The 12,436-nt window shown below is 30.6% G+C and carries 14 protein-coding genes and 1 pseudogene; 9 read left to right on the top strand and 6 right to left on the bottom strand.

Annotated features, from left to right (window positions below; translation table 11 throughout):
* Positions 1-15: 15 nt before the first annotated feature.
* Positions 16-471, bottom strand: coding sequence for a GNAT family N-acetyltransferase (locus tag SLH52_RS11685; protein WP_320209452.1), 456 nt, complete (start codon positions 469-471; stop codon positions 16-18).
* A gap of 610 nt (positions 472-1,081) precedes the next feature.
* Here SLH52_RS11685 and SLH52_RS11680 point away from each other — a divergent pair.
* The 3 genes and pseudogenes from SLH52_RS11680 (at position 1,082) to SLH52_RS11670 (ending at position 2,919) form a co-directional block, all read left to right on the top strand.
* A pseudogene (locus SLH52_RS11680) lies at positions 1,082-1,722 on the top strand (HD domain-containing protein).
* 217 nt (positions 1,723-1,939) lie between these two features.
* The gene (locus SLH52_RS11675; RefSeq protein WP_320209451.1) at positions 1,940-2,272 is read left to right on the top strand and encodes a hypothetical protein; all 333 of its coding nucleotides are present in this window, start codon (positions 1,940-1,942) and stop codon (positions 2,270-2,272) included.
* A 149-nt stretch (positions 2,273-2,421) separates the two neighbouring features.
* Positions 2,422-2,919: an NUDIX domain-containing protein gene (locus SLH52_RS11670; protein WP_320209450.1), complete on the top strand. Its 498-nt coding sequence runs from the start codon at positions 2,422-2,424 to the stop codon at positions 2,917-2,919.
* A gap of 261 nt (positions 2,920-3,180) precedes the next feature.
* On the opposite strand, the gene SLH52_RS11665 is transcribed toward SLH52_RS11670, so the two are convergent.
* Complete coding sequence (locus tag SLH52_RS11665; RefSeq protein WP_320209449.1) at positions 3,181-3,771, bottom strand: NAD(P)H-dependent oxidoreductase; 591 nt, start codon at positions 3,769-3,771, stop codon at positions 3,181-3,183.
* A gap of 119 nt (positions 3,772-3,890) precedes the next feature.
* Between SLH52_RS11665 and SLH52_RS11660 the strand changes: the two genes are divergently transcribed.
* From SLH52_RS11660 to SLH52_RS11645, 4 genes are all read left to right on the top strand, one after another.
* Entirely contained in the window at positions 3,891-4,322 is a 432-nt protein-coding gene (locus SLH52_RS11660; protein WP_320209448.1) for a MarR family winged helix-turn-helix transcriptional regulator, read from the top strand.
* A gap of 461 nt (positions 4,323-4,783) precedes the next feature.
* On the top strand, positions 4,784-6,142 hold the full coding sequence (locus tag SLH52_RS11655; protein WP_320209447.1) for a helix-turn-helix domain-containing protein: 1,359 nt from the start codon (positions 4,784-4,786) through the stop codon (positions 6,140-6,142).
* A 1-nt stretch (position 6,143) separates the two neighbouring features.
* Entirely contained in the window at positions 6,144-6,764 is a 621-nt protein-coding gene (locus SLH52_RS11650) for a GyrI-like domain-containing protein (RefSeq protein WP_320209446.1), read from the top strand.
* A gap of 25 nt (positions 6,765-6,789) precedes the next feature.
* Positions 6,790-7,266 carry a GyrI-like domain-containing protein gene (locus tag SLH52_RS11645; protein ID WP_320209445.1) on the top strand — a complete coding sequence of 159 codons (477 nt, stop codon included), beginning with the start codon at positions 6,790-6,792 and terminating at the stop codon, positions 7,264-7,266.
* Positions 7,267-7,519: 253 nt separating this feature from the next.
* Here SLH52_RS11645 and SLH52_RS11640 read toward each other — a convergent pair whose 3' ends face one another.
* On the bottom strand, positions 7,520-7,780 hold the full coding sequence (locus SLH52_RS11640) for a hypothetical protein (protein WP_320209444.1): 261 nt from the start codon (positions 7,778-7,780) through the stop codon (positions 7,520-7,522).
* A gap of 533 nt (positions 7,781-8,313) precedes the next feature.
* Here SLH52_RS11640 and coaW point away from each other — a divergent pair.
* On the top strand, positions 8,314-9,132 hold the full coding sequence (coaW, locus tag SLH52_RS11635) for a type II pantothenate kinase (protein WP_320209443.1): 819 nt from the start codon (positions 8,314-8,316) through the stop codon (positions 9,130-9,132).
* A 236-nt stretch (positions 9,133-9,368) separates the two neighbouring features.
* On the opposite strand, the gene SLH52_RS11630 is transcribed toward coaW, so the two are convergent.
* Positions 9,369-9,785, bottom strand: coding sequence for a hypothetical protein (locus SLH52_RS11630; protein WP_320209442.1), 417 nt, complete (start codon positions 9,783-9,785; stop codon positions 9,369-9,371).
* A 338-nt stretch (positions 9,786-10,123) separates the two neighbouring features.
* On the opposite strand from SLH52_RS11630, the gene SLH52_RS11625 reads away from it, so the two are divergent.
* Positions 10,124-10,639 carry a hypothetical protein gene (locus tag SLH52_RS11625; protein WP_320209441.1) on the top strand — a complete coding sequence of 172 codons (516 nt, stop codon included), beginning with the start codon at positions 10,124-10,126 and terminating at the stop codon, positions 10,637-10,639.
* Positions 10,640-10,986: 347 nt separating this feature from the next.
* Here the strand turns inward: SLH52_RS11625 and SLH52_RS11620 are convergent, their stop codons facing one another.
* Positions 10,987-11,178, bottom strand: coding sequence for a hypothetical protein (locus SLH52_RS11620; protein WP_320209440.1), 192 nt, complete (start codon positions 11,176-11,178; stop codon positions 10,987-10,989).
* A 605-nt stretch (positions 11,179-11,783) separates the two neighbouring features.
* Positions 11,784-12,374 carry a LysE family translocator gene (locus SLH52_RS11615; protein ID WP_320209439.1) on the bottom strand — a complete coding sequence of 197 codons (591 nt, stop codon included), beginning with the start codon at positions 12,372-12,374 and terminating at the stop codon, positions 11,784-11,786.
* Positions 12,375-12,436: the final 62 nt, after the last annotated feature.

Below are 12,436 nucleotides of genomic sequence, written 5' to 3'. Positions count from 1 at the left end.
AAGCTGTATGACTACTCATAATTCTTTTGTCATAAATACACTATATGGATCATCTTCGTAATCTGAAAATGGCTTGCAATATTCAAATCCATAATTTTCATAGAGTTTACGAGCAGCTTCAAAAGCTTCCATAACACCGGTCCCTAAACTTAGCCGTATATAACCTCGTTTCTTAGCTTCTTCAATTATATGTTCAAGTATTTGCTTGGCAACTCCTTTACGTAAATGTGAAGGAACTGTTTTCATAGATTTTAATTCCCCGTGCTGAGAGTCAAGTTCTATAAGTGCTCCACAACCAACTAATTCATTTTGTTCCCATGCACTCCAAAATGTAATTTCAGGTTTTTTTAAATCTTCTATATTAAAACCATAATTAATATCGTCTGGGTAATGAACCCCCATGTTATGGACATGCTCTTCTATTAATGAAGTTATTTCAGTGCCTGTTAAGTCATCAAGTTTAATATCCAATAGAATCACTCCTCAGCATATCATATCGTTGTATTAAAAAAGAATTATACATGTGTAAATATATGATTGTAAACAAAAACAGTAGAAATTTATTCCTCTAATAAAATTCACATATTATTATAGACTCCATTTAAATCGGCTAAATTACGTTAGGTTTCCATCCTTGCTGTTTTATAATAAGATTAATGGAGATTAGAAAATATAAAAACGTTTAACTATCTATAACTATATGAGTACAAGTAATCGTTGAGGGGATCTTTTTTCATTGAAAGGTCCATTTAATCGAAAGAAGGACATTGTTACAATCTGTCGAAAAAGTAAGTATCTCCATAAATCCTAATAAAATCAAAAGACAATAAGCTGTTTTTTCATTAGTGGAGGGGGTTTTACTGTATGTGTATATAGAAAGACCAATGGTAGATGAAGTGAAATATTAGCACCAATATACCGAGATGCTTATTTATAAAACGAATAGAATGTTAAAAAAGTAGAAGAATTACAATGCTGTAAATTATAAAAGAAAATAGAGAATTTATAAATAAAGTTGTTAAGCTATCATGAGCAATCCTTGTGAAGGAGGGGTTGCCTTTTTGAGAAAGATGGATTCCTAATGAGATACATTTTAGAAAGGACTTATGCAATGGAATTACTCGAGTGGGCATATCAACAAAATCCAGGTCCATGGTTTGATCATTCCATTAATGTTGCAAGAGCAACTGAGAGTATTATCTCAGAACTGATTAATAATGGGTACAATCTTAATATTGATTTGGCATACAATGCTGCTCTTCTCCACGATATAGGTAGATATAAAGGTTTCCAAAATCTGTAATTCACTCTTATGATGGTTATATTTATATGAATGATTTGGGGTATAAGGGAAATGCAATTATTTGTATCACTCATTCGTTTCCTTGTAGAAATGAACATCTAGAGATTGCAGCAGATTGGAGTCTTGTTCCCGATTATAAGAAAAATCTGATGGTTGAAATTTTAAATAAGCATAGTGATTATGATTTATATAATAAAGTCATTACCCTCTGTGACGCTATCGCTGATGCAGAAGGCTTCACTACTCTTGAAAAAAGATTAATTTCAGTTGGTTTACGGCACGGAACAACTTCACACACCTCTTTACATTGGAAGGGATTCTATACTTTTAAGAAAGAGTTAGAAGTTTTGATTGGTAAGAGCATATATACACTCCTCCCCGAAGTAGAAAATTCTATATATACAAATATCAATTATTAAATATACGATATTTCTCAACAAACTGGTGTTTTAAAAGTGGTTTTAATAAGTTCTTTTCGCAAAGTTAGTGGATCATTAACAGCGTTGTAAAATAGTAAAGGAATAACATTACTTCTTGTAGTATGATTATCATAAAGATTATTCAACTAACGGTTCAACTACATCAAAACGTGAGAGAAATAGTCAGGAAAGAGTTACACTATGAATAGGAGATTCAATGAAAAAAATTATTTTATGGATTGTTATTGTACTTGTATTTTTCTTGGCTTTTGAATACCAAAAGCCAGTAATGACAACTTATGATGCAACAAAACAAGCGTTAGCCTGTGTGAATAATCCTTCAGAACGATTAGCTATAAAATCGGTTGATTATGCTTTAAAAGACCTTGAAACAGTACATACATCAATTAATGTTAAGAGTGGATTTTTCAATCAATTAACAAATCAAAGAGATTTAAGTATTACTTTGGTTTTTAATGGTGCAGAAGCAACAGTTAAAATGGATGCCTATAGTGGAAAATGTATTGCTGTAACTGGTCCGTTAAATTAACAACATCTCATTACTTATTAGGGTGAGGTTTAGCTAATAAGAATCTTATAAAGTCATATCTTTGATATGGCTTTTTTGTACCAAGTTAAAATATATTTGTACCTCAGCAGGGCAAACACATGAGTATATAGTTGAAGTGAGGTTTATAGATGGAATGGGAAGAATCGTATTTAGGGAATCTTAGGACATTTGTGGGGAATCAAAAATTAATTATTCCGTCTGTGAGAGCAATTATTGAAAACGAAGATGGAAAAATTTTGTTTGTAGAAAGATCAGGTGAAGGTAAGTGGGGGATGCCTGCTGGTTCGATTGAATTAAATGAATCTATTCATGAATGTTTAGTTAGAGAAGTGAAAGAAGAAACCGGTCTATATGTACTTTCTTCAAAAGCAATTGCAGTCTATACAAACCAAAAATACTCAAATAAAAATAAATACGGGGATGAATATCAACTGTTTGAGTTCTTGTTTTTAGTTGATAAGTGGACAGGATCAATAAAGAAAAATACCTACGAAACAAGTAACGCAAAGTTTTTTAGTCCTAATAATCTACCAACGTGTACAAATGAATTTTGGACATCGTTCCATAAAGATGTTATAGCTGATTTGAAGCTTTTTAAAGTGAACTCGCAATTTATTCTTAAGTAAATGTATAGTGGAGCCTCTCCATTTCATGCGCTAAAAAATTCAAGTGATTTTCCGCAAAATGACTCGAGATAGTAGGGCTATCTCGACCTTAAGACTAATGGCTATTAAAAATGGGTCAACCAGGTAGCTGGTTGACCTCATAATACAAGATGGTGCAATAAATGTTCTACATCATGCCATGTAGAACGAAAATAAATTAGGAAAGACTATAAGAACGCTACTTTTATATGTTATTCCTTTATCATCTATCTGTACAAATTCCTAATTTGATACTTTTTGAAAGTAGCGATACGTTTTATTTAACTTTTGTGATTGTCTACCTTCTTGACTCTCCATATTACCAAATTCAAAGAATTTTACTTTTTTGATGCCTACAAAATTCATTATTGCTTTCTTCATTAATACTTTATGAACATTATTTAAGAAAATAAGTGGATAATTCGTAGGCCCCTTCATTGTAGAAACACAGACTACTGATTTTCCTTTTAAAAGTCCTTCTGCCATCCCTAGTCGTCCCTTATTTTTATAAGCAAAATTAGAAGCAAACACTCGATCAATAAATCCTAAGAGCATTGCAGGAGGCCTTCCCCACCAAATTGGATAAACAAAAACAATTTTATCTGCCCACAATATTTGTTTTCTATACTTCTCTAGATCAGCATCAGTATGCATATCTCTCCTTAATTTATCTTCATTAAATATAAGCTGAGGAGTAAATTTTTCTTCATATAAATCTATTACTTTTAAATCAGTAACATGTGGATTCTCTTTACTTCCTTCTATAATTTTTTGCAAAAATGCATAGGATAAGCTGTTATGATTTGGGTGTGTATAAATAATAAGAGTGTTCATTCCTTCACCTCATTTATTTATCATTTGATAAATAAAATATAACCTAAGTTATTTTAGTTGTCAATTGATAATTTTATTTTGATATCTATTTTGATATCTTATTATTAGAGGTGAAAATAATGGACAACATAACTCTTTTTAATAAATTGATTAAATTTACAGATTCAGTATATAGTGTTACTTACGAACTCTCGAAAGATGAGAAGCCACAAAATATTACATCCGTACAATATGATATTCTTGTTTTAATAGCATTAAAAAAACGAACTAGTCCCAGCCAAGTTAGCGATTGTCTTCATATATCAATGCCAAATGTTAGCCGTGAACTAAAAAAATTAGGGGAACACAATTTAATAAAAAGAAGTTCGGATGTAGAGGATCGAAGAAAACAGTACATTTCTCTCTCTAAGGAGGGGGAGAAGTTGATTGAAGAAATTTATAATCGCATCTTGATCAAGTTCAATAACAGAATCAAGAATCCTTCTCAAAAAGAATTAGAAGAAATTGATCGTGCTATTGATGTGCTACAAAAATACGTTTATTTTGACTAACCAAACAAGTTTTATTAGTATGCAATAACATAAATGAATATCAACTGCCAGTAAATAGAGCCAGATCTGTAATTGATCCTACTGAGTGCTCTAAAACTGGCATAAGATGGCGCAAATCTGAAATACGGATAAGTGTCTTTTTCTTTTTTATGGCCAGATAAATAAAGGATCCTTTAATGGAATAAACAATTGTATAAATAATGGGTATTTAAAATAATTTATAATAATTTAACAAATTAATCTGAAATTAGTAAGTCCTATTCGTTTGACATGGACTTCTATGGTCATGGCTTATAAGAAAGTAGATATTGTAGTTATTAAGCTATTAAGTGGTGTGAAGGTCAAAAGTATAGGTTTGTGATAATTTTGGACAAAAGCATTTTCGATACATTTGATATAATTATCTTTAATAACATCTTTTGAATAGTGTTAGTAAAGTTTATCAAGAAAGGTGGTGTATCATGAATTATTTAGATAGTGTTCAAAAAGCTATCAATCTTTTAGAAAAAAATATTGAAGACAATATAGAACTAAATGATATTGCTAAGACAGCAATGATGTCACTTCCTCATTTATACCGTATGTTTTATTCGCTTACTGGTCACCCAATCAAGGATTATGTGCGCAAAAGACGCATAAGCGTTTCTTCGGAACATCTGAAAAACTTAAAAAAATCAATTATGGATATTGCTTTAGATTGTGGATTTGAATCACAAGCATCTTTTTCAAAATCATTCAAAAAAATAGTTGGAGTTACACCGAAAAATTACCGAGAATCGGATATGTATTATTGTTTCGAAAGGATTGATTTATTCGAGAGAGTAACTTACATGGAGGGACGTGAATTGTTTGAAAGATACCCAGAGGTTAATGTGATTTATGTAAAAGATATGACTGTATTCAGCTATATCTATAAATCAAATCGTCTAGAAGGCATTGAACAGGATGCTTTTAAGTATGTTCAACAGTTAATACAAAATGCGAAGTTAGATAACAAGAAAATTCAGTGTTTCGGGCGTAACCTCAATTTAGAAGATGATGAGGTATCACATTATAATTCTAATAGGTATGCATATGAAATGCTTATATATGCGAAAGGAGATCTTGATTTTACGATTGAAGGAATGGAAATTAAGGATATACACGGTGGGATGTATGCTGTTGGATCAACCCAATCAGATAGTGATAAAGAAATTATTTCTTTATGGAATCGAATTTACTCTGAATGGCTGCCTAAAAGTTTATTTAAAGAAGGCTCTCATACATATCTAGAGGAGTACATTACATATAGCCAAAAGTTAGTGCGAATGAAACTTTATTTGCCAATTGAGCGTCAGCTAAAGCCTGAACTTATTAAGATAGAGGAAGTTGAATCGTTTCAGGTTGCTTATTGCAAGGTTTTTGGGTTAGACAGCTTAGATAAAGCTGATAAAACCTTATCTCAATGGTTAGAAACTGATTCTTCATTGGATTGTACAAATAGTAACCTTTATGTATCTTACAATTATGGAAATGAAGACAAGGTAGAATATTGGAGTGAATATGGTATTACAACTGGTTCTAATTGTAAGAAAATTCACAACCCTAATATTAAACGAAAGACTTTAGGTGGAGGATTGTATGCTGTTATTGAAACGAAAGCATATGGAACATTAATTGGTGTTTTAGAAATGATACACCGTTGGATCGTCGGTGAAAAGAAATATATACTAGATGATTCGAGACAGTGGTTTGCACAATACAACTCCTCTCCATTTAATTCAAATGCCTATGAGGTTACCGCTCGAAGTTATATACCTATTAATGAAAGGAGCAAATAGTGTGAGTAAGAATAATTCTATAAGAGAATTAATTCCTTTAGAAGACTATCACCCTCAACAGACACCACATGCCTTAAAAGTGATTTTAGGTAAACAGTATCAGCAGAAAACAAGACACTTTGAAGTAAAGATCGTCACCATTGAACAGTTTAATATGCTAGCTCTTAAGGTTAATGGTAGCATGAAAAATTTTGAAGCGGGACATGAAGTAAGAAAAGGGTGGAAAAGACTACAGGATATCATTGTTGCAAATAATATAGTTTCTGTAGAAGAGAATGAAGGGATTGTCTTTTACGATCAAGCAAATATGGTTCAGTCTGATGGTTCGATTGAACTTTCTATAGGAGTAAAAGTGGAGGAAATTCCTTATATTCCTAAGGAGTGCACAAAAGTGACTATTCCGAAAAGACATTATGCAAAGATAGAATGCCGTTGCTTCAGTAAAGAACAAATGAATCTTAGGTACGATTATCTAAATAAATGGTTTAAGGACAAAGGATATCAAATTGATAATAACTCTTTCTCTCTTGAACCAAATCGTCTAGATTCATTTAATCCGTTTGAAATACCAGCTGATGAGATACAAGTTTTTGATTTTGATATATTGTATCCAATTAAGTAAAGTAACAATAATAGGAGGGGCTATATTGGAAAAATTAGAACATATGAAACCGTCAATTGTTGAACATGAAGAATTGAAACTTGTAGGAATACCATGTGTCAGTTTAAAAGAAATGAAAAGTAAATTTGAGAATGCTAAAGAAAGTTTATTTACTTTAGTCAAGCACTTACCACATATAATTAACGAGCGGATTCATTACGGAATTTGGCCTGTTTCCGAATTACAGGATAATCCTGAGACACATGTTTATATTCTATGTGTTGAAGTTGAATCGTTTAAAAATATCCCAGATTGGTTAATTAAAATTACACTTCCTAAGCAACGTTGTGTAGTAGTTAGAAACAAAGACCATAGCTTTGATGATGCAGGAGAAGCACTTTATTCATACATTGAAAGTAATAACATAGAGTTAAGCTCGATTGGTTTGCAGTACCGAATTTGTGAAAGATACAACTATGATGGTGAGGGATATACACGATATACTCTTCCAATCGTTTCATAATCCCTCTATCTTTCAAACGTATCACAACTGTACTTATTATCTACAAAAGTCTTTATGATAAAGAAAAATAGTGCAAAAATCTAGTTTGCTATCTATGCAATCTATGGATTAATTTTCTAAGCTATTACTGGCTGGGGGTTTCATCCTTATGGTTAGAAGCTTTTTCAGTTTTCATTAATCTATTATAGTCTGAGAACACTCTCGCAACAAAATCAATGAAAAAAGCACCTAATTATTAATACTTAACTATGTATTATTTATACAAAACTCTAATTATATCTGATCGAAAGTTCTCCGTTAAATTACCATCTTGCAGGATAGCATCAATATCTGATTCAATAATTAATCTTCTGAAATCCAAATTAAAACTCATCGCAAATGCATCATTTTTAGCAAGGTCATTAAACCAGCTCTCACTTCTTAGCTGTTTAATGCGTTTGTAAAATAATTTCGATTTTTTCGTGCCAATTCTAGGAGCAAGTAAACCTATTAACAGTTCTAATAAAATATCCATACTATAAATCCCTTTACTTACTGCACTAATCAATGCGTGAGGAGAACAAAATATATTAAGTACATTGTCTATCACGACATAGCGAAATCCCTAACTCAATGAATAGGGATTTTTGTGTTAGATTAAATTGGTTGTTACAAACTCCTTTATTACTTTGCTCACCTTTTTGAAATGTTGTTACGTTGATGCATCTGTAATTAAATATAAAATATTATCCGCATTTAAACAAAAGGAATTAGTTAAAACAACTTTCGTTACAAAAATGATAGGAACCCTATTCCGTCAGGTGAAATTACGGAAAAAGCCATGATTTGGAAAATCAATTTATAGAAATATAATTTTAGGAATTTTAAAAACTTATGGACTCAATGCCAGCTTATTCATTTAAAAAAATTAATAACGTCAATGTTCATCGAATATTGCATTATTGAATAATGTTATAATTATTTACTACAGTATGTTTTGTAAAGAATATAGATGTAATCATTCACAAACTGTGTTTTCTAAACAGTATTAAATAGAGAGGGTAAGGAATGAATCACTCAAATATAGGAATTGATGCTGGCGGTACACTCGTTAAAGTTGCGTACTCAAATAAAGATTTAATTAAATATAAATTATTTTCATCTCATAGACTAGATGAGGTTGTTTCATGGATTCGATCTTCTTTTCATCACCCAGAAATTTGTCTAACTGGTGGTAAACAACAAGTTCTTGCTAATAAGTTAGAATTACCTACAAGATCTATCTTAGAATTTGATGCTACATGCAAGGGAGTAGCATTTATTTTAAAGCAGCACCAACTTTTTCTAGGAGACAGTTATATTTTAGCGAATATTGGAACTGGAACTTCCATACATATTGTGAAAAACGGTGAACAACAACGAATTGGTGGAACTGGTGTTGGTGGGGGAACATTGATGGGTTTGTCTTATTTATATTCTGGAAAAAAAGATTTTACTGAGATCATTCAAATATCAAGGGATGGTAATAGAGGTAATGTTGACTTAAAAGTAAGTGATATTTTTGAAGGGGTTGTACCTCCCATTTCAGGAGATCTTACAGCAAGTAATTTTGGAAACATAGGTAAACTCTCCAAAGAACCCCCTTCTCAATCTGACATAATTGCTTCCATAATTGGCCTTATAGGAGAAACAGTTGTCACAATTTGCGAACAGGCGGCAAATCGTTTTGATTCACAATCAATCGTATATATTGGTTCAACTTTTCGTTCTAATCCAATATTAAAGAATATAATTAAAGAATATACCGAAATGAGAAAAAAGAAACCCTTCTTTTTGGAAGAAGGTGAATTTAGTGGAGCTGTAGGTGCTTTAATCAGTTTGAAATAAGCAATAATAAAGTTGTGATTAATTTGAGGTAGTACAGGTTACTAGTAAGTTAACTTTTGTAAGTACCTGTAAATTACCCTATAGTGATCTAAGCAAAATGGCGTAAGTCTGAAAAGAATGCGCCATTTTGTCAGGTTTTTAAGTTCAGAATGTTATATATTTTTATAGATTTCAGAAAATCGAGTTCTATGGTATCTTCTATCTAAGCTTCTCCGATATCCCCTTCTTTTACTATTTTAATTGTTATGTATTTTCTTTCTGTTGAGCATACCTTTGAAGGTTGCACAAATAAATATTAACCACATAGTAATTGATAATGGTAATAAAGTAAGACCCATTCCATAGTCCCCTTCATCTACATAATTATACGCATTTCGAAGTAGCAAGTAATATGGAATTGTACCAATATATAATATAACATTTAATAAAGGTATATAAAGTAAGTACCTCCAAACGCCAAAATATAACTTGGAGGCTAATTTATAACTAATATAAATATATAATACCAATGTCAAAATAGTTATAACGGATAAGAATGAACTTACTTTATTTGCATAAACCGCCAAGAACGATTCAAAAAATATACCTAATACGATTGTGGTAGTAAATAAGAAAATTATAAAATTATATAATCCCCATAGCTGTTTAATCATTTATCCTCCTAAGTAATAATCTTCATACATAAGTAACTCTACAGTAATAACTTGAATAAAAGAATATGTAATAATAGCCAATTGTTAATAAATCGAAAGGTTATCTCGACACCTTGAGAGTAATCCAAATTGAAATAAATCAATCCGAATTAAATAAATTAATTTGCGAGATTAAGACTCTTACACTAAGTTGGAATATTTAAGCTATGTCAGGAAAAGATTACTTTCCTCTTAATATAAATTTAATTTATTTGATCTGAACAGTTGTATTTTGATCTATATAAAATAAATGCATATATACAAGCGTTCTTGACATTATAAAATGGAGGAGGTCAATAATGAATTCGAAAATCCTAAAAATAGGATTCATAATATTACTTATTTTATCACTTACACTTAATGTCATATTAAACGAAAAAGTAAAGACAAATCAGAAATTCATGAACAATATTTACCTTGAATTCATAAGCAATGAATTTAGTATAGCTAGGAATTTGAATATGCTTGTAGACCATGCTGATAAGCAACAAGGAATGGATTATTATCAGACGTTAAGAAATGTAAAAAGAGCATCTGATATAAACTCTTATTTTATGTATAAAATAAATATTGATGGTAACATGATATCTTTTGTTGAGAAATCCAGTAACATAATCTTTTCTTTCTATGAAAAATCGTTATCTGACGAGTTAACTGAAGAAGATTTTTTGGCTTTGGGTGATTTGAACAGTATTTACCAAATTTTTGTAGAAGGTAGTGAGGATTTGAACTTTACATCATTTACAATTTCAGACATTAAAGAAGAATTATCTAAAAGAGCTGAACGAGTAACTGGAGCTGGCTATCTTGATTAAAAAAACACCTCATAAGTCAATTTAAGGTGTTTAATAAAGTGCAAGTTATTTAACAAACGTAACGAGAAATTAGTAAATTCCCCCATTTAATAACTACCTTAAGAAAAAATATGAATTAAGTATATGTGAAAAGGTAGAAACAAATGCAAAGAGAAATTCGAGACAATAAAGGGTGTATTTTTTATTTTACTAAACAAAAGATAGATTGTAGCTGCTAGGGGAATTTCTATGAACATTAGGACTGGGGTCGAATTTTTAACTTATTGAAGCATTAAATTTTTTTCTGTTAAAGAAAATTATCTTCAACATTATGCTGCTCCCTTCGAGAAAGGAGCTAAATATAATTACTAAGTCAAATCTGTTGGAATAGATGGAGTTTCTTCAATATCAGAGCAAGAACAGTTCGTGTTATAGTATGTAAAATATATATAAGAGAATCCAATAAGAGCCACAATTATTGCAATAAATAAACCTTTCTTAAAGTTTCTATTCTGCTTAATAGTATTTAGTATTGGTGAAATTGTGCTAGATTGCTTCATTAAATATCCTCCTCTACTATAATGAGTTGCTGCACATTAATTTTAGTTGAAATTAATAAAGAAGGAAAGGCTTGGAATTAATAATGACCTCGGGACGAGGTTAAAAATGAGGGATACAAATAAAGATCAATAAATCCCAAACTCTTTTTTAATGGCTCTTTTCGAAAAGATTTGTTGTTTTTAATATGACAAAGAGTAGTTACTCTTTATGATAATATTTATAAAGTTAAGTGATATATATATGATAAGGAGGAAATATTTGTACTTTTATAATCCTTATTCAAATTTTAAGAAGAGGACTAGTTAAAAGTTCTCTTTTTAATTGTATAAGATGTATTTATAATTTTAGTACCATATTGTGTAATAGCAAGTGTTATTGATTAAACGAATTTGTGGTGACGCAAAATTGCATCAATACCAAATATGTAACACATGTGTTGAAAAAAATTTCTATTAGACATCATTAGGGAATGGTTTAAAAATAGAAGACATAAAGATTTATACTAAAAAGCTCGAGAAAAATCTAGGTGTGATTTAGTTTGCATTCAATGTCTAGTAATAACAAGTTTAAGAGTTTAATAAATTCTGTAGTCTTGCTAATATCCTCAATGGATAATAATGGAGATGGCACTATAAACCAATAATAACGCCATAATAATGTTAAATAGACTCCTATATTTATCTAATAACTTCTGAAAGATAGTCCCGAATAAACTCCAACTACATGAACTGACAATACCAACAAACCCTAAAAATAAGGCATAAATAAAGTAAATTATATATGAATTGTAATAAGGATGAATAAATGAAGACACTACTGTAACTCCATATAGAATCCCTTTTGGATTTATAAACTGAACTAAGAAGCCAATAACAAATAGATTCTTTTTTTCATTACTATCATTCTTTTTATCATCCGTTCCATTGTCTTTGATAGTTTTAAATGCTAGATATAACATGTAACTGACACCCAATATGGTTAAGGGTGTTTTAATGCTGGGCATAATTTTTAAAAGCAAGTGGTTAAAAATACTGCATAGTGAGATAAGTGTAAAAAAACCTAAACCAACCCCTATACAAAATTTGAGTGTTTTCTTTAGTCCATATTTAGTGGCAAATGACATAGCCATAAAATTATTGGGCCCTGGTGTGAAGCTACTGATCAAAACAAACAAAAGAAATGGTAATAAAGGCATAAGTAGGATCCCCCCCCTAAATGTATGTTATAGTGTATTAAAGTACAATATACTATACTTAT

Source organism: Cytobacillus sp. IB215665 (assembly GCF_033963835.1).
Lineage (GTDB): Bacteria > Bacillota > Bacilli > Bacillales > SM2101 > Nanhaiella.
The sequence above is the reverse complement of the archived record's forward strand: the minus strand, read 5'-3'. Positions and strand labels throughout refer to the sequence as shown.